At 76.3% G+C, this 17124-nt stretch carries 14 protein-coding genes; 7 read left to right on the top strand and 7 right to left on the bottom strand.

Annotation, left to right across the window (positions count from 1 at the left end):
* Position 1 precedes the first annotated feature (1 nt).
* Genes ND486_RS03070 through ND486_RS03085 form a run of 4 tightly spaced genes read left to right on the top strand, consistent with a single transcriptional unit; the run spans position 2 to position 4549 of the window.
* A complete protein-coding gene (locus tag ND486_RS03070; protein WP_251783002.1) occupies positions 2 to 961 on the top strand; it encodes an ABC transporter permease in 960 nt (319 codons plus the stop codon).
* Positions 958 to 1839, top strand: coding sequence for an ABC transporter permease (locus ND486_RS03075; RefSeq protein WP_251782732.1), 882 nt, complete (start codon positions 958 to 960; stop codon positions 1837 to 1839). Before ND486_RS03070 ends, ND486_RS03075 begins: the two co-directional genes overlap by 4 nt.
* Entirely contained in the window at positions 1836 to 3431 is a 1596-nt protein-coding gene (locus tag ND486_RS03080; RefSeq protein ID WP_224402556.1) for an ABC transporter ATP-binding protein, read from the top strand. The genes ND486_RS03075 and ND486_RS03080 overlap by 4 nt, the downstream gene beginning before the upstream one ends.
* An 8-nt stretch (positions 3432 to 3439) precedes the next feature.
* A complete protein-coding gene (locus ND486_RS03085) occupies positions 3440 to 4549 on the top strand; it encodes a serine hydrolase domain-containing protein (RefSeq protein ID WP_251782733.1) in 1110 nt (369 codons plus the stop codon).
* A 61-nt stretch (positions 4550 to 4610) separates the two neighbouring features.
* On the opposite strand, the gene ND486_RS03090 is transcribed toward ND486_RS03085, so the two are convergent.
* From ND486_RS03090 to ND486_RS03105, 4 genes are all read right to left on the bottom strand, one after another.
* A complete protein-coding gene (locus ND486_RS03090) occupies positions 4611 to 5210 on the bottom strand; it encodes a malonic semialdehyde reductase (RefSeq protein WP_251782734.1) in 600 nt (199 codons plus the stop codon).
* A gap of 79 nt (positions 5211 to 5289) precedes the next feature.
* A complete protein-coding gene (locus ND486_RS03095; RefSeq protein WP_251782735.1) occupies positions 5290 to 6222 on the bottom strand; it encodes an aldose 1-epimerase family protein in 933 nt (310 codons plus the stop codon).
* 27 nt (positions 6223 to 6249) lie between these two features.
* Positions 6250 to 9810 (bottom strand): AAA family ATPase, encoded by a 3561-nt coding sequence (locus ND486_RS03100; RefSeq protein WP_251782736.1) that lies wholly within the window; start codon positions 9808 to 9810, stop codon positions 6250 to 6252.
* A complete protein-coding gene (locus tag ND486_RS03105; RefSeq protein WP_251782737.1) occupies positions 9807 to 11033 on the bottom strand; it encodes a DNA repair exonuclease in 1227 nt (408 codons plus the stop codon). Before ND486_RS03105 ends, ND486_RS03100 begins: the two co-directional genes overlap by 4 nt.
* A gap of 223 nt (positions 11034 to 11256) precedes the next feature.
* Here ND486_RS03105 and ND486_RS03110 point away from each other — a divergent pair, with 223 nt between their 5' ends.
* Together ND486_RS03110 and ND486_RS03115 are read left to right on the top strand one after the other, a co-directional pair.
* The gene (locus ND486_RS03110; RefSeq protein WP_062394822.1) at positions 11257 to 11439 is read left to right on the top strand and encodes a hypothetical protein; all 183 of its coding nucleotides are present in this window, start codon (positions 11257 to 11259) and stop codon (positions 11437 to 11439) included.
* The gene (locus ND486_RS03115) at positions 11436 to 11663 is read left to right on the top strand and encodes a hypothetical protein (protein WP_179759914.1); all 228 of its coding nucleotides are present in this window, start codon (positions 11436 to 11438) and stop codon (positions 11661 to 11663) included. The genes ND486_RS03110 and ND486_RS03115 overlap by 4 nt, the downstream gene beginning before the upstream one ends.
* An 8-nt stretch (positions 11664 to 11671) precedes the next feature.
* Here ND486_RS03115 and nhaA read toward each other — a convergent pair whose 3' ends face one another.
* From nhaA to edd, 3 genes are all read right to left on the bottom strand, one after another.
* Complete coding sequence (nhaA, locus tag ND486_RS03120; RefSeq protein WP_251782738.1) at positions 11672 to 12991, bottom strand: Na+/H+ antiporter NhaA; 1320 nt, start codon at positions 12989 to 12991, stop codon at positions 11672 to 11674.
* A 314-nt stretch (positions 12992 to 13305) separates the two neighbouring features.
* Positions 13306 to 13923: a bifunctional 4-hydroxy-2-oxoglutarate aldolase/2-dehydro-3-deoxy-phosphogluconate aldolase gene (eda, locus tag ND486_RS03125; RefSeq protein ID WP_251782739.1), complete on the bottom strand. Its 618-nt coding sequence runs from the start codon at positions 13921 to 13923 to the stop codon at positions 13306 to 13308.
* Between the two features lie 37 nt (positions 13924 to 13960).
* Positions 13961 to 15802 carry a phosphogluconate dehydratase gene (gene edd, locus ND486_RS03130; protein ID WP_251782740.1) on the bottom strand — a complete coding sequence of 614 codons (1842 nt, stop codon included), beginning with the start codon at positions 15800 to 15802 and terminating at the stop codon, positions 13961 to 13963.
* A gap of 139 nt (positions 15803 to 15941) precedes the next feature.
* Here edd and ND486_RS03135 point away from each other — a divergent pair, with 139 nt between their 5' ends.
* On the top strand, positions 15942 to 17120 hold the full coding sequence (locus ND486_RS03135) for an ROK family transcriptional regulator (protein ID WP_100877827.1): 1179 nt from the start codon (positions 15942 to 15944) through the stop codon (positions 17118 to 17120).
* Positions 17121 to 17124 lie beyond the last annotated feature (4 nt).

Raw genomic sequence — 17124 nt, forward strand, 5'->3', positions numbered from 1 at the left:
CGTGACGAGAATGATCCTCCGGCGGCTGCTGGTGAGCGTCCTGGTCCTGTTCGTGGTGTCGCTGCTGGTCTTCGCGGCGACGCTGCTGCTGCCCGGCGACCCGGCGCGCGCCATCCTCGGCCAGCAGGCCACCCCGGAACGGGTCGCGGCGCTGACCCAGCAGCTGGGCCTGGACCGGCCGGTCTGGGAGCGCTACCTCGGCTGGCTGGGCGGCGTCCTCACCGGCGACCTCGGCTACTCCGCGGCCACCCAGGGACCGGTCACCGAGCTGCTCGGCGGCCGGATCGCGGCGTCCGGGGTGCTGCTCGTGCTGACCGCGGTCGTCGCCACCCCGGTCGCGCTGGCGCTGGGCGCCTGGGCCGCGGTCCGCCGCGGCACCCGCACCGACTCCGCGCTGTCGGGCAGCAGCCTGGTGCTGGCCGCCCTTCCCGAGTTCGTCATCGGTGTGCTGCTGGTGGTGCTGTTCGCGACCTCGGTGCTGCAGGTCCTGCCGTCGGTCACGATCGCCCGGCCGGGCGAGCCGGTGTGGAGCCGGCCCGAGCAGCTCGTGCTGCCGGTGCTGACCCTGGCCCTGGTCGTGATCCCCTACGTCGTCCGGATGACCCGGGCGACGCTGTCGGAGACCTTCGACACCGGGTTCGTGGAGATGGCCCGGCTCAAGGGCCTCCCCGAACGCACGGTGCTGCTGCGCCACGCCGTGCCGCACACCGTCGGGCCGGTGGCCCAGGTGCTGGCGCTGCAGCTGGCGTGGCTGGCCGGCGGCGTCGTGGTGGTCGAGTTCCTCTTCCGCTACCCCGGCATCGGGCAGGCGCTGATCGACGCCGTCAACAACCGCGACGTGCAGGTGGTCCAGGCGATCTCGATGCTGATCGCCGCGTTCTACGTCGTGGTCAACCTGGCCGCCGACGTCGCCGGGATCCTGGCCGACCCGCGGATCCGTACCGCCGGAGGTACCCGATGAGCGTCACCAGTCCCCCCGTCACCGCCGGCGCCGCGTCCGCACCGGCCGGACTCGTCCGGCGCACCTTCCGGCGCCGCCAGGCCCGGATCGGGGCAGCGCTGACCCTGGTCGTCGTCGCCGTCGCCCTGCTCGGGCCGACGCTCGGCCCCCTGCTGACCGGCTTCGGCGTCGACGACTTCGCCGGCCGCCCGTTCAGCTCCGACGGTGTCCTCGGCACCGACGACCTCGGGCGCGACGTGGTCGCCCGCTTCCTCGCGGGTGGTGGGCCGGTCCTGCTCTACGCGCTCGCCGCGACCGCGCTGGGCCTGGTCGGCGGTGCGGTCGCCGGCATGCTCGCCGGGTACTCCGGCGGCCGGCTCGACACCCTGATCATGCGGGGCGGCGACGTGCTGCTGTCGTTCCCGCAGCTGGTGCTGGCGCTGCTCGCGGTGGCCGTGCTCGGCTCGTCCGGCTGGCTGCTGGTGCTGGTCATCGGGATCTCGCACATCCCCCGGGTGGCCCGGGTCGCGCGGCAGGCCACGCTGTCGGTCGCCGGGCAGGACTACGTGCTGGCCGCCCGGATGTACGGCGTCCCGCGCCGCCGGATCCTCGGCACCGAGATCCTGCCGAACATCACCGGCCCGCTGATGGTGGAGCTGGGCCTGCGGTTGACCTACTCGATCGGCTACATCGCCTCGCTGTCGTTCCTCGGTCTGGGCGTGCAGCCGCCGGCCGCGGACTGGGGTCTGCAGATCAACGAGAACCGGATCGCGCTGATCGTCGCCCCCTGGGGCGTCCTGCTGCCGGTGCTGGCCATCGCGGTCCTCACCGTCGGCACCAACATGATCACCGACGCCCTCGCCAAGGAGTCGGCCGACACCACCGGGGAGGGCGCATGACCGCCACCGCGACACCCACGATCGGCTGCACGGGCCTGCGCGTGTCCACCACCGGCGGGCGGGAGGTGCTGCACGGTGTCGACTACGCGGTCGCCCCGGGTGAGATCCTCGCGCTGGTCGGCGAGTCCGGCTCCGGGAAGACGACGGCGGCACTGGCCGCGCTCGGCCACTTCCGGACCGGGCTCGCGCACACCGGCGGCACCATGGCGTTCCACGGCCACACCGAGACCCACGAGGACCTGCTCACGCTCGACCCGGTCACGCTGCGCGGGGTCCGCGGCCGGCTGGTCAGCTACGTGCCGCAGGACCCGGCGCTGTCGCTGAACCCGTTGCTGCGGGTCGGCACCCAGGTCGCCGAGGTGCTGGAGGCGCACTCCTGGGACGGCGACGTCACCGGCCGGGTCCGGGAGGTCCTCGCCGAGGTCGGTCTGCCCGACGACGACGCGTTCCTGGCCCGCTACCCGCACCAGCTCTCGGGCGGGCAGCAGCAGCGGGTCGGGATCGCGGCCGCGTTCGCGAACCGGCCCGACGTCGTCGTGCTCGACGAGCCGACGACCGGCCTCGACGTCACCACCCAGGACCTCGTCCTGGACACCGTGCGGGAGCTGGTGACCCGCTCGGGGACGGCGGCGCTCTACATCACCCACGACCTCGCCGTCGTCGCCGGGCTGGCCGACCGGGTCGCGGTCATGCAGTCCGGGGAGGTCGTCGAGACCGGGCCGGTGGCCCGGGTGCTCACCGCCCCCGAGCACCCGTACACGCGGGGCCTGATCGCCGCGGTGCCCGACCTGGACCGGCGTGTGGAGCGGACACCGGTCCCGAGCGGCGACGCGGGCGGCGAGCCGGTGCTGCGGGTGTCCGGCGCCGGGAAGCGCTACGGCGCGACCACCGTCCTCGACGGGGTGGACCTGGAACTGTGGCCGGGCGAGTGCCTGATGCTGCTCGGCGAGTCCGGCTCGGGGAAGACCACACTGGCCCGCGGGCTGTCCGGGCTGCTGCCGCTGGACGCGGGGACGCTGACGCTCAAGGGCGAGGAGCTGGCCACCCCGCGGTCCCACGCCCAGCTGCGCAGCGTGCAGTACGTGTTCCAGAGCCCGTTCGCGTCGCTGAACCCGCGCCGGACCCTGGCCGGGTCGCTGGAGGTGCCGCTGCGCCACCTCACCGACGCCGACGCAGGCACCCGCCGGGCCCGGGTCCTGGACATGCTGCGCCAGGTACGGCTCGACGAGTCGTTCGCGGCGCGCTACCCGGGGTCGCTCTCGGGCGGCGAGCGACAGCGTGCGGCCATCGCGCGGGCCCTGGTCACCGCGCCGGACGTGCTCGTGTGCGACGAGGTCACCTCGGCGCTGGACGTGTCGGTGCAGGCCGCGATCCTGGACCTGCTCGCCCTGGTCCGCCGGGAGCTGGGCACGGCGATGGTGTTCGTGACCCACAACATCGCCCTGGCCCGCGAGGTGGCCGACCGGATCGCGGTGCTGCAGGGCGGCCGGATCGTCGAGCAGGGCACCGTCGAGGAGGTCCTGTCGAACCCCGCGAACGACTACACCCGCGAGCTGCTGGCGCACACGCCGTCGATGGCGGCGGTCCGATGAGCGGGGGGATGCGGGGCACCGTCGCGCCCGGGTACTCCGCCGTCGCGGACGCCTTCGCCGCGGTGCTCGCCGGGAGCCGTGCCGGCGTCGCGTTCTCGGTGGTCCGCGACGGGGAGGTGCTCGTCGAGCTGCACGGCGGGCTCGCCGACCCCGCCACCGGACGGCCCTGGGAGGCGGACACGGTCGCGGTGCTGTTCTCCGGCACCAAGGGTCTGACCGCGGCCGCCTGCGCCGCGGTGTCCGACCGGCTGGAGCCGGACGCTCCGGTGGCCCGGTACTGGCCGGAGTTCGCTGCGGGCGGCAAGGAGCGCGTGACCGTCGGTCAGGTGCTCTCGCACACCGTCGGGCTGCTGTACCCCGACCCCGAGCCGGCCGGGGACGACCGGTGGGACGACCGGGCGTGCGCCGCGGTGCTCGCCCGGCAGGAGCCGCTGTGGGAGCCGGGCACGGCGGTCGCCTACCACCCGACGACCTACGGGGCGATGACCGCGGAGCTGCTGGCGCGGGTCACCGGGCGGGACCCCCGTGCGGTCGTGCGCGACCTGGTCGCGCAGGTCCCCGGTGCCCGGGTGTTCCTGGGTGCGGCCCCACCAGGACCGGCGCGGATCGTGCGCGACCCGGACTACCGGATCTCGACGTTCCTCACCGACCCGCGGCGTCGACGACTCGTCGAACGGATGTACCGGATGCTGCTCGAGGAGCCGGACCTGCCGAACACGGGCGTCTACCACCGGTCCGGCGGGCTGGCCGGGGCCGGCCTGGCGAGCGCGCCGTCGATGGCCCGGTTCTACGCGGCGCTGTGCCCGTCGGGCCCGGCACCGGGGGCCTCCCCGGTACCGGCCGCGGCGCTGGCCCGGGCCACCCGGACCTGGTCGGAGGGGACCGATGCGGTCAACGACCGGCCGCTGCGGTTCGGCCTCGGCTTCGAGCTCGCCGACCCGATCGGGACCTACGGACCCGAGCCGGTCGCGTTCGGGCACTCCGGCGCGGGCGGCGGACGGCACGGTGCCTGGCCCGAGCGGGGGCTCGGGTTCTCCTTCCTCACCAACGAGATGCGCGCCGAGGACGTCGACGACCGGGCGTCGAGCCTGCTGACGGCGCTGCAGACCTGCGGGTGAGCTCCGACGCCGACGGGGCGCCCGCTGTGCGGACGCCCCCGTCGGTGCGGTCGTGGCGCGCTCAGGCGAAGTCGAGCACGTCCGCGGCGTCGAGGCGGGGCAGCCGCGGGTGCCAGGCGTCCGGGCCGGGGTGGCCCAGGTTGACCACGAGCAGCGCGCGGTGCCGGCCGCCGGGGAAGAACTCCTCGGTGACGGCGTCGGCGTCGAAGCCGGCCATCGGGCCGGTGGCGAGGCCGTGCGCGCGGGCGGCGAGCAGGACGTAGCCGATCTGCAGCGAGGCGTTGAACCGCGCCATCGGCTCGCGGCCCGCACGGCCCTGGGACTCCAGGCCCTCGCGGAAGCCGGGCTTGACCGGGAACGTGGTGTCCGAGTGCTCGTGGAAGTCGAGGTCCGCGGCCAGGACCGCGACGACCGGGGCGGCCTCGGACTTGGCCCGGTTGCCCTCGGCGAGCAGCGGCAGCAGGCGCTGCTTCCCCTCGTCGCTGCGGACGAAGGTCACGCGCAGCGGCTGGGTGTTGGCCGCGGTCGGCGGCCACTGGGCCAGGTCCCACACCGCGCGGAGCGTCTCGTCGGTGACGGGCTCGTCGGTGAAGGTGTTGGCGGTGCGGGCCTCGGTGAACAGGGCGGCGCGACCGGCCTCGTCGAGGCGGGGCAGGAGCACCGGGGAAGCGGTCTGGGCAGTCACAGAAGGTAGAGCGTTCAACGACCTCTCCGGTATTCCGCTCCGGGGATGATCCGGATCACCCGGTGGCGTGGACACCCCAGCGCAGGACCTGCGACTCGCCGGGGACGAGCTCGATCAGGTCGGTGCCCGAGTTCAGCGCGTCCGGCGGGCAGGTCATCGGCTCGACCGCGATCGCCCGCGACGGCGTCACGGCTCCGTCCGGGCCCTGACGCGGGAAGTCCGACGGGATGAAGACCTGCACCCAGCCGAACGCCGCGTCGGCCCACAGCTCGGTGCCGCCGCCGTCCCGGGACCCGACGCGGTGCCGGACCCGGCCGTCGGCGCCGCCGTCCGGGCCGTCGCCGGGGGTGCAGCCGCCGAACGCGCTGTCCAGGACCAGCCCGGCGAGCCGGGTCCGGGAGACCGCTCCGTCCAGCGGCCGCGCCGGGCCGTCCGGGAGCTGGTCGCGCAGCGGCAGCTCGGTCCGCGCGGACAGGGTCAGCTCCAGCTCGTCGGTCGGCACGTCACCGACCCGCAGGTACGGGTGGAAGCCGAGGCCGAACGGGACGGGCGCGTCCCCGAGGTTCTCCACGACCGTGGTGACGGTGAGCCCGTCGCGGCCGACGGCGTAGGTCACCGTGACCCGTACCGGCTGCGGCCAGCCGGGCTGCACCGGCGCGACGGCGGTCAGCGTGATCCGGTCCCCCGCCCGCTCCACGGGGGTCCAGGGCACGTGCCGCAGCAGGCCGTGGATGGCGTTGCCGGCGTCCGGCTCGGTCAACGCGAGCTGCCTGCGGGTCCCGCGGTGGGTCCAGGCGCCGCCGCGGACCCGGTTCGGCCAGGGCGCGAGCACCGCGCCGGAACCCTTCGGCGGGCGGGCCGTGGGCGGGTGCGGCTCGACCCGGACCCGGCCGCCCTGGGAGAACCCGGCCAGCGCCGCCCCGACCTCGTCGACCTCGGCCCGGGAGTCGCCGCTGACGATCACGAACCGTTCACCGCACGCGTCCACGTCGGTGAGTCTCCGTGATCGCTCCGCTCAGCCGGCCAGCGGGGTGGCGCGGGCGGTGTCGGCGTCACCGACGACCTCGACCGGGGCGGGCGGCCCCAGCTCGGCGACGGTGAACCGGACGCCCGCGTCACGGGCGAGCCCGACGACGTGCTCGTGGTGGGTGAACAGCAGGACCTGCGCGGTGGCGGCCAGCTCCCCCAGCACGGCGACGGCGGCGGCGCCGCGCTCGTCGTCGAAGGTCATGAGGACGTCGTCGAACACGACCGGCACCGTCGGCAGCCCGGCGGCGACCCGGTCGGCCTGCAGCTGCTCGATCCCGGCCAGGCGCAGCGCGAGGTGCACCTGGTCGGCGGTGCCCTCCGAGAGCCGGGTCGGGGCGAGCTCCTCGCCGTCGGCGCGCACCGCGACCAGGCTGCGTCCGGCGCCGCCCGCCTCGGCCGGGGGCCGCAGCGCGACGAACCGGCCGCCGGTGAGGCGTTCGAGCACCACCCCGGCGCGGACCAGCAGCGGGGAGGCGTGGCTGCGCTCGTAGGCCTCCAGCTCGCGACGCAGGATCTCGCGCTGCAGGTGCAGCACCAGGTAGCGCTCCGCGGCGTCGGCGACGCCGGCCAGCTCGGACTGGGCGCGGGCGTACAGCTCGGCGGCCCCCTCGGCCTCCTCCAGCTCGCGGCGCCGGGCCCGCAGCCCGCCCAGCTGCTCACGGACCTCGTCCTGCTCGGCCCCGAGCTCGCGCTCGTGGGCCTCGGCCCGGTCCAGCGCCTCGGTCAGCGCACCGGGCTCGGTGTCCGGGGCGGCGGCGACCAGCTCGTCCGCGTCGAGGTCGGGCGCCGCGGCGGCCAGCAGCCGCTCCTGCTCGGCGATGCGGGTGTCGAGCACGGCGACGTGCGCGCCGCGCTGCGCCGCGGCCTCCAGCCCGCCCGGCTCCGGGGCCTCGGTCAGTGCCAGCTCGACGGCGAGCCGGTCCAGCACCGCGGTGGCCGCGGCCGCGCTGCGGGCGGCGCGGGCGGCGTCGTCCTCGGCGGCGGTGATGCCGTCGTCGAGGTGGCCCGCCGACACCGCGGCCTTGGTGACCTCGCGGACGCGGTCGGCGAGCTCGCCGAGCCGGTCCGCGGACGCGGTACCGGTCGGTGCGGGCTCCAGGTGCCGTTCCACCAGCGCGACGACCGCCCGCCCGTGGGCGGCGACGGCGCGCTCCAGACGGCGGGCCTGTTCGTCGTCCTGGCGGGCGAGCGCCCCCGCGGTGCGGGCGTCGGCGACCGTGTCGCGGCGGGTGTCCCAGCCCGCGGGCTCCAGGTCGGTGGGCAGACCGGCGCCGCGCAGCGCGAACCGCCAGCGCTGGGTGGCCAGCTCCCGTTCGTGGCGGGCGGCGTCGGCCGCTCCCCCGGCGCGTTCGGCCTCGCTGCGCAGCCGGGCCAGCAGCACCCGCCGGTCGCGGGCGTGCTCGGCCTCGGTCGCGAGGTCGGCGGCGGCGACGAGCAGCACGTCCAGCGGGGCGCCGTCGCGTGGGCGCCCGGCCGCGGCGAGCGCGGAGCCCAGCGCCCGTTCCTGCACCTCGGCCTGGTCGCGCAGCCGGGCCAGGCGCTCGTCGGCGCGGGCGGCGTCGTCCTCGGCGCGGGCGGCCTCGGCCAGCGCGGCGACGACGGCGTCGGCGTCGTCCGGGTCCGGGACGGCGACGCCGTGCGCCCGCCACAGCGTCGCCCAGGCAGCGGCCGCGGCGGCGGTGCGCTCCCCGGCCGCGGCGGCGGCGGCCGCGGTGCGGGCGGCCTCGGCGTCGGCGGTGTCGAGCTCGGCGTCCCGGTGGGCCAGCTCGGCGACCCGGTCCGCGGAGGCGATCATGTCGTCGGCGACCCGGTCGGCCCCGGCGAGCGCGGCGGACAGCCTGCCCGCGGCCGCGGCGGCGCCGCCCGGCCCCGCGGCGAGCAGCTGCTCCAGCGCGGCGTCACGGGTGGCGCGGGCCGCGGCGAGCGCGTCCGCGCCGACCGGGCGGCCGTCGGCGGCCACCCCGTCGCGGGCGGCCCGGGCGCGGTGCGCACGGTCCGCGGCGTCCGCGGCGGCCCGCTCGGCGCCGCGCTGGTCCTGCTCGGCGGTGCGCAGTGCGGCCCGCAGCTCCCGGACCTCGCGGCGCGGCGGGGCCAGCACACCGCGACCGTCGACGGCGGGGTCGTCGGAGGTGCCCCGGTACCCGGCCGCGACGAGCGCCTCGGCGCGCCGGCTGCGGGCGGCGTCGCCGTCGGCGACGGCGGCCCGGCACAGCGCGGCGGCCGACCCCTCGGCCTCGATCGCGCGGCGGACCTCGGCGACCCGGCCGACCCGGTCGGCGTCGAGACCGCCCGGGACGTCGGCCACCTCGCGGACCTCGGCGAGCGCGTCGGTGTGCAGCCGCTCCGCACGGGCCTGCTCGGCGATCGCCTCGGTGAGGCGGCGGGCGTGCTCGTCGAGGTCGCGGGCCCGGTCGGCCGGCAGGTGGACGGCGGCGAGCCGGTCGGCGGGGCTGCGCCCGTCCTCGGCGACCAGCCCGGCCAGCGCGGTCTCGGCACGGCGGTGGGCCTCGGCGGCGTCGGCGCGCAGCCGGGCCGCCCGCTCGGCGTCGCCGCGGCGGGCCTGGGCGGCGGACTCCAGCTCGCGGACCCGGGTGGCGTCGGCGAGCAGGTCCTCGTCGAGGTCGAGCTCGGCGCGGCGGGCCCGCAGTGCGTCGGCGGTGGCGCGGTGCTCGTCGCGGGCGGTCTCGGCGTCGGCCAGCGCGGCGGTGGCGCGGGTGTACTCCTCCAGCGAGGCCGCGTCGAGGGCGGCGCCGGTCGCGCACAGTGCGGCGCGTTCGGCGCGCAGCGCGGCCAGCTCCCGGGCCGGCTCCTGGCCGCGGACGGCCTGCCGGGCCGCCTCCGCCGCCCCTGCCGCCCCGCGACGGGTGCGGGTCAGCTCCGCGGCGCGGCGTTCCAGCCGGGCGATCTCCTCGGCCAGCGCCGTCACCTCACCGGCCCGCGACACCCGCTCCCCCACGGCCTTCTCGGTCTCGGTGAACCGGGCGAACGCCGCGCGCACCTCGACCGACCGGTTGCCCCGGTGGTCCTTGAACAGGGCGTCGGCCTCGGTGTCCAGCGCGGCGATCAGGGCGCGGGCGTCGCGGCCGCTGCGGGCGGTGAACACCAGCTCGGCGAGGTCCCCCTCCCCCGCGCACAGTGCCCGGCCGCCCTCGCGCAGCTCCTCGTGGCCGAGCCCGAACCCCTCCCGCCAGCGGCGCCGGGCGTCGGCACCGGACTCGCCCCAGGGCGGGTCGGCGACCGCGCCGGTGTCGTCGTGCAGGCCGCGGGTGGTGCGGCGCAGCACGGTCTCGGCCCCCGCAGTACCCGCGGCACCCGCACCGGCGACCCGGGCCGAGACGGCCAGCCGCGACGGGCCGACGGCGTAGGCGTGGCGCACCGGGCGGGGCATCCCCCACAGCAGGTCGGACAGGGCGTCGAGCAGGGTGGTCTTGCCGGCCTCGTTGGGTCCGGACACGATCGTCAGACCGTCGCCGAGGGTCAGCTCGCGGCCCTCGTAGGCGCCGTAGCGCTCCAGGACCAGCGTGCGCAGCCGCGCGGTCGTGGTCACGACCCGGCCATCCGGGCCAGCAGCTGCTGCTCGGCCTGGCGGGCCAGCGCGGCGAGGCGCTCGTCGTCGCGCAGGTCCAGCAGGCCCGCCTCGCGCAGCCGGCGGCCGACCTCGCGTTCCAGCGGGGCGGCGAGCTCGCGGATGCGGTCCGGGTCGGCGGCCAGACCGGCGGCGGCGGCGGACACCGCGGCGGTCAGCTCCGGGTCGACGGCGAGCGCCCCGGCGGGCGGGCGGGTGCGGTTGCGGACCTTCTCCAGCACCGCTCCGCAGCGCTCGGCGAGCAGCTCCAGCTCGGTGCGGACCCCCTCGGCCGAGGTGAGGTCCCCGGCGGCCGGCCCGGCGCCGTGCAGCGTCACCTGGGCGACGACGGTGCGCGGCGCGGCGGCGGCGCACCGCTCGCGCAGCGCGGACTCGACGGCCTCGTAGACCTCGTCCGCGCCGCCGAGCCCGGCGATGTCGACCTCGACGAGCTCCCAGCGGGCGACGTCGAGGACCAGCGGGGTGACCGTCGCCCACCGCTCGGGGGCCGCGTCGACGAGCAGGGCGCCCTTCGCGCCGCGCTCCTGCGGGTGGCGGCCCTGCAGGTTCCCGGAGAACCAGGCCGGGTGCGGGCCGTCGCAGACGGCGCGCTGCTCGTGCACGTGGCCGAGGGCGAAGTACTCGTAGCCGCAGCCGGACAGGTCCTCGGGGCGGCAGGGGGCGTAGGTGTCGTGCCGGTCGTCGCCCTGCACCGAGGTGTGCAGCATGCCGACGTTGACCAGACCGGGGATCCGGTCGGGGTAGGCGGGGACGAGGTTCTCCAGCACCGCGCGGCGGGCGAAGCCCTGGCCGTGCACGGCGAGGCCGAGGTCGTCGTCGACGACGGTCTCGGGCGCGTCCACCGAGAGCCGGTGGGTGTTGGGCGGCAGCCGCAGCGAGCGGGTGATCTCGGACTCGGCGTCGTGGTTGCCGCTGATGAGGAACACCGGGATGCCCTCGTCGTGCAGCCGCGAGAGCTGCCGGACGAAGAACGCGCCGGTCGCGTAGTCCTTCCAGTCCCCGTCGTAGACGTCACCGGGCAGCACGAGCGCCTCGGCCCCGGAGTCGACGACCGCGTCGACGAGGTTCTCGCAGGCCCGCCGGGTCGCCGCGCGCAGCGTCGTGGCGAGCCCGGAGTCGCCGAGCCGCGACAGGCCGCGCAGCGGGCTGTCGAGGTGCAGGTCGGCGGCGTGCACGAAGCGCACGGAGGAACTCCCGGAGCGGTCGGGTACGGGGAACCGCCGAGTCTAGGACGGGGCCCCCACCGTTCCCCGCCGCGACACCGCCCGCCCGCTCACCGATGACGACGCCGCAGGTCAGGTGGGGCGGACCACACAGCGGCGCCGGTCACGTTCCGGTGTCCGGACGACGGCCGGTGGGTGGATCCTGGCCGTCCGATCCCGAGAGAGAGCCGCGAGGTCGAGCCCGATGATCCAGCTCTGCGAGCGCTGCTACGCCCCCGTCGACGCCGCGACCGAACGCGTCTACCGGTTGTCCCACATCGAGTCGGCCGACGCGGCCGGCGAGGTGACCTGGCGCGAGGCCGTCGTGCACGTCGCGGCGTGTGTCCCCGCGGGCACCGTCGTCCCGGCCGGGCGGTGGGCCGCGTGATCCGGGACGCGCTGTGCGAGCGCTGCCTCAACCCGATCGACCCGACCCGCGAGCCGCTGCGGATGCGCACCCACGGCGGGACCGCGGCCGACGGCGGACCGGCCCGCAGCTTCGTGCACGCCCTGCCGTGTGTGCGCCCGGACACCGGTGACTGGGACCGCGGGCGGCGCGGTCTCTCGCCGGCCGCGGTGCGGCACGCCGCGGCCCGCGCCGACCACCGCTGACCCGGCGCTCAGCCGTCCCGGCGGGGTTCGCCCTCCTGGTAGACGTCCGGCACCCCGTCACCGTCGTCGTCGCGCGTCTCGACCTCCTGGAGACGCCGGTAGTGGGCGTTGCGGGAGCGCAGGACCACCGTCGCCAGCAGCGCCGCGAGCAGCGAGCCGCACAGCACCCCGATCTTGACGTGGTCGTCCTGCGGGGTGCCGGTCCCGAACGCCAGCTCACCGACCAGCAACGACACGGTGAAACCGATCCCGGCGAGCTGGGCGAGACCGAGCAGGTCCCACCAGGACAGGTCGTCGGACAGCTCGGCCCGGGTGAACCGCTGCACCAGCCAGGTCGAGCCGAGCACGCCCACGGTCTTGCCGACCACCAGGCCGGCGACGATGCCGAGGGTGACGGTGTCGACCAGGGCCGCGCCGAACCCACCGCCGTCACCGTCGCCGCCGACCACCGTGACTCCGGCGGCGAAGAACGCGAACACCGGCACCGCGAACCCGGCCGACAACGGGCGCCAGCGGTGCTCGAAGTGCTCCGACAGCGACACCCCGTGCACCCGGCGGCGCCCCAGGACCGGCACCGCGAAGCCGAGCAGGACACCGGCGACGGTGGCGTGTACCCCGGACTCGTGCACGAGCACCCAGGTGATCGCGGCGAGCGGCAGCAGCACCCACCAGGAGCGGATCCCGCGCTGCACCGCGAGGGTGAACAGCGCCAGCGGGACGAGGGCGCCGAGCAGGGCGGGCACCGACAGCCGGTCGGTGTAGAAGACCGCGATGATCGTGATGGCCAGCAGGTCGTCGACGACGGCGAGGGTCAGCAGGAAGGTCCGCAGCGCGGTGGGCAGGTGCGTCCCGATGACGGCGAGCACCGCGAGCGCGAACGCGATGTCGGTGGCGGTCGGGATCGCCCAGCCGACCAGCGCGTCGGGGTTCGCGAGGTTGATCGCGACATAGATCAGTGCGGGCGCCGCCATGCCGCCGACGGCCGCCGCGACCGGCAGCAGCGCCGTGCGCGGGTCGCGCAGGTCCCCGGCCAGGAACTCGCGTTTGAGCTCCAGCCCGACGACGAAGAAGAAGATCGCCAGCAGGCCGTCGGCGGCCCAGGTCGCGAGCGACAGGTCCAGATGCAGCGCGGCGGGGCCGACGGTGAACCCGGCGAGCGCGGTGTAGGCGTCGCGCCAGGGCGAGTTGGCGAACAGCAGCGCCGCCGCGGCCGCGATGACGAGCAGGACGCCGCCGACGGTCTCGGTGCGCAGCACGTCGGCGACGCGACGGGCCTGTGCCCACGAACCGCGGGAGAACAGGCGGCGGGGGGCGGGGGTGGTGTTCACGGGGCTCCGGGGAGGTCGGGAGGGCAGGGGGCAGCGCTCGCCGACCAGACTTCCCGGCACACCGGAACGGGATCTTAACGGTCCCGGGCCCCCGCGTCAGCCCGTTCGAGGCGCTCGCCACCTCCTCGCCGGACGCCCGGGGGCGGCCCCCTCGTGCCGTCCCCGGGCGTCAGGATCGCGTCAGGACCCGGCCCGTCGGTGTCGCCGCGGGCGCACGATGACGCGATGAGCGACATCGCCGGGTGGGCGCTGATCCTGGTCTACCTCCTGCTGGCCGTGGCGGCGGCCAGGGCCGTGCTCGTGGTCCCGCGCCGTCAGCCCAGCGCGGCGGCGGCCGCGGCGAGACCGCGGATCCGGTCGAACTCCCCCGCGGCGACGGCGTCGGCCGGGGTGAGCCAGGAGCCCCCGACGCAGGAGACGTTGGGCAGGGTCAGGTAGCCCGGTGCCGAGTCGACGGTGATCCCACCGGTCGGGCAGAACCGCAGGTCCGGCAGCGGCCCGGCGACCGATGCCAGGAACGGGCGCCCGCCCGCGGCCTCGGCGGGGAAGAACTTGCAGGCGGTGTGGCCGCGCTCGGCGACGGCCATCATCTCCGAGATCGTCGCGGTGCCGGGGAGGAAGTCCAGCCCGGAGTCCTCCATCGCGTCGAGCAGCCGCGGCGTCGCACCGGGGCTGACCAGGAAGCGGGCGCCCGCGTCGACCGAGGCACGCACGTCGTCGGGGGTGCGGACGGTCCCGGTGCCGACGACCGCGTCGGGCACCTCGGCCGCGATCCGGCGGACGGCCTCGAGCGCGGCCGGGGTCCGCAGGGTCACCTCGATGACCGGCAGCCCGCCGTCCACCAGGGCACGGGCGAGCGGGACGGCCGTCGTGGCGTCGTGCAGCACGACGACGGGGACGACGGGGGCCAGCTCCAGCAGCTTCTCGCTCATGGTTCCTCTCGGACGGGACGGTCTCTCGACCGGTCCCTCAGTGGGGCAGGACGACGGTCGCACCGGTGTCGGCGGGTCCGACCGCGGCGCGGAACGCCGCGAACAGCTCACGTCCGGTGCCCGTCGTCGGACCGGACGGGCCGGCGGGCCGGGCGGGCTCGCGGGCGTCGAACTCGTCGGCGTCGACCAGCAGGGACAGGGTGCCGTTCAGGGTGTCCAGGCGTACCGGGTCGCCGTCGCGCACGTTCCGCAGCGGTCCGCCCTGCGCGGCCTCCGGGGTGACGTGCAGCGCGGCGGGCACCTTGCCCGAGGCGCCGGACATGCGGCCGTCGGTGACGATCGCGACCTGGTGCCCGCGGTCCTGCAGCAGCCCCAGCGCGGGGGTCAGCTTGTGCAGCTCGGGCATGCCGTTGGCGCGCGGTCCCTGGTACCGGACGACGGCGACCAGGTCCCGCCCGTCGAGCTCGCCCGCGGCGAACGCGGCCAGCAGGTCGTCCTGGTCGTCGAAGACCACGGCCGGCGCCTCGACGACGCGGTGGTCGGGCTCGACGGCGGAGGTCTTGACCACCGAGCGGCCCAGGTTGCCGTGCAGCACGCGCAGCCCGCCGTCCGGGGAGAACGGGTCGGCGACCGAGCGCAGCACCGACTTGTCCAGGCTCTCCGTGGCGCCCTCACGCCACACGAGGGTGTCCCCGTCGAGGAAGGGCTCGCGGGTGTAGCGGGACAGGCCGGGGCCGTCGACGGTGCGGACGTCGTCGTGGGCCAGGCCGTGGTCGAGCAGCTCGCGGATGAGCAACTGCATCCCGCCGGCGGCGTGGAAGTGGTTCACGTCCGCCGTGCCGTTGGGGTAGATCCGGGCCAGCAGCGGCACGACGGTGGACAGGTCCGAGAAGTCGTCCCAGGTGATCTGCACGCCCGCGGCGGCGGCCATCGCGACCAGGTGCATCGTGTGGTTGGTGGAGCCGCCGGTGGCCAGCAGCGCGACGATCCCGTTGACCACCGCCTTCTCGTCGACAACCGCACCCATCGCCTTGTCCGGGTCACCCGCGGCGTCGAGCGCGCGGCGGGCGACCTCGTCGGTCAGGGCGTCGCGCAGCGCGGTGCCGGGGTTGACGAACGACGACCCCGGCAGGTGCAGGCCCATGACCTCCATCAGCAGCTGGTTGGAGTTCGCGGTGCCGAAGAAGGTGCAGGTCCCGGGTCCGTGGTAGCTGGCCGACTCCGCCTCGAGCAGCTCGGCGCGGTCGGCCTCGCCCGCGGCGAACGCCTGCCGGACGCGGGCCTTCTCCTTGTTCGGCAGGCCCGAGGTCATCGGACCGGCGGGTGCGAGCAGCACCGGCAGGTGCCCGAAGGACAGCGCGCCCATCACCAGCCCGGGGACGATCTTGTCGCAGACCCCGAGCAGCACCGCGGCGTCGAACATGTCGTGGCTCAGCGCGACGGCGGTGGACAGGGCGATGACGTCGCGGGAGAACAGCGACAGCTCCATGCCGGCGCGGCCCTGGGTGATGCCGTCGCACATGGCGGGGACCCCGCCGGCGACCTGGGCGACCCCGCCCGCGGCACGGGCCGCGGCCTTGATCCGCCCGGGGTAGGTCTCGAACGGCTGGTGGGCCGAGAGCATGTCGTTGTAGGCGGTGACGATGCCGATGTTGCGGGCGGGCGACGCGGTGAGGGTCAGCTTGTCCGGCCCGCACGCGGCGACCGCGTGGGCGAGGTTGGCGCAGCCGAGGTCGGCGCGGCCGGGGCCGGCCGCGGGCCCCGCGGCGGCCGCCGCGCGGATGCGCTCGAGGTAGGCGGCGCGGGTGGTGGCCGAGCGGGCGGTGACCCGCCGGGTGACGGCGTCGACGACGGGGTGCAGCGGCACGGAAGCGGTCACGGTACGTCGATCTCCAGGTGGTGGGGTGCGTGGCGAACCGTTCGATAAGCACTCTACCGACTGACTTATGTACTCACAAGACGTTAGTGAGACCCGATCAGCGTTTCACCAGGTCGAAGCCCTGTGGTTCACTGGACGAATGCGAGGACGCACCCCGACCAGCGCGCCCGCCACGGCGGGCGAGATCTTCCGGCTGGTCCGGGACGGCGTGGCCGGGACCCGGACCGAGATCGGTCGCGAGACCGGCCTGTCCCGGACCGCGGTCGCCGCACGCGTCGACCGGCTGCTCGCCGACGGCCTGGTCACCGAGGTGGTCGGCGCCGCCGCGACCGGCGGTCGGCCCGCCGCGCGCCTGGAGTTCAACGCCGCGGGCGGCACCGTGCTGGCGCTGTCGGTCGGCGTCAGCCGGTCCAAGGCCGCCGTGTGCGACCTGTCCGGCGCGGTGCTCGCCGAGGAGGTCGTGGACATCCCCGCCTCCGCCGGGCCGGAGCACCTGCTCTCCGAGGCGGTCATCCGGCTGGAGAAGCTGCTGCTCACCGCCGGGGTCGACGACGCCACGATCCGCGGCATCGGGCTGTCGATCCCCGGCACCGTCGACGGCGCGCGCGGCTGGTCGGTGGGTGTCCCCGCGCTGCCCGGCTGGGAGCGGATCGCGCTGCCGCCGCTGCTCACCGCCCGCTTCCCCGCCCCGGTGCTGGTCGACAACGACGTGAACGTCATGGCCCTGGCCGAGCACGACGCCCACCCCGACGTCGACGACCTGCTGATGGTCAAGATCGGTTCCGGGGTCGGCGCCGGGCTCGTCTGCGGCGGGGTGCTGCAGCGCGGCGCCTGGGGCGCGGCCGGCGAGATCGGGCACACCCCGGTCCACGACGGGCCGGGCATCGGCTGCGGCTGCGGCAACATCGACTGCCTGGAGGTGCTGGCCTCGGGCCGCGCCCTGGTGCGCGACCTCGCCGAGTGCGGGCAGCCGGTCACCGCGATCGCCGACGTCGTCGCCCTGGTCAAGCAGGGCGACCCGGACGCGGTGCGGCTGGTGCGCATCGCCGGGCGCCGGCTCGGCGAGGTCCTCGCCGCCGCGGTGAACCTGGTCAACCCCGCGCTGGTCGCGATCGGCGGGGACCTGGTCGGGGCGTTCGACCCACTCGTCGCGGGCGTGCGGGAGGCGATCTACCGGCGCTCGATGGCCGCGGCCACCCAGAACCTGCGCATCGAGCCGGGCCTGCTCAGCGGGCGGTCGGGCGTGATGGGCTGCGCGATCCTGGTGCTCGACGAGGTGCTCTCCCCCGGCTCCGTCGACACCGCCCTGTCGGCCTGAGCCG

Origin of the sequence: Pseudonocardia sp. DR1-2, assembly GCF_023717215.1 — a bacterium.
In the GTDB taxonomy this organism is placed as follows: domain Bacteria; phylum Actinomycetota; class Actinomycetes; order Mycobacteriales; family Pseudonocardiaceae; genus Pseudonocardia; species Pseudonocardia alni.

Coding starts and splice junctions, on each gene's coding strand:
- ND486_RS03135 (WP_100877827.1), top strand. CDS start 15,942: ATGCGAGGACGCACCCCGACCAGCGCGCCCGCCACGGCGGGCGAGATC.
- ND486_RS03075 (WP_251782732.1), top strand. CDS start 958: ATGAGCGTCACCAGTCCCCCCGTCACCGCCGGCGCCGCGTCCGCACCG.
- ND486_RS03080 (WP_224402556.1), top strand. CDS start 1,836: ATGACCGCCACCGCGACACCCACGATCGGCTGCACGGGCCTGCGCGTG.
- eda (WP_251782739.1), bottom strand. CDS start 13,923: ATGAGCGAGAAGCTGCTGGAGCTGGCCCCCGTCGTCCCCGTCGTCGTG.
- ND486_RS03085 (WP_251782733.1), top strand. CDS start 3,440: ATGCGGGGCACCGTCGCGCCCGGGTACTCCGCCGTCGCGGACGCCTTC.
- ND486_RS03110 (WP_062394822.1), top strand. CDS start 11,257: ATGATCCAGCTCTGCGAGCGCTGCTACGCCCCCGTCGACGCCGCGACC.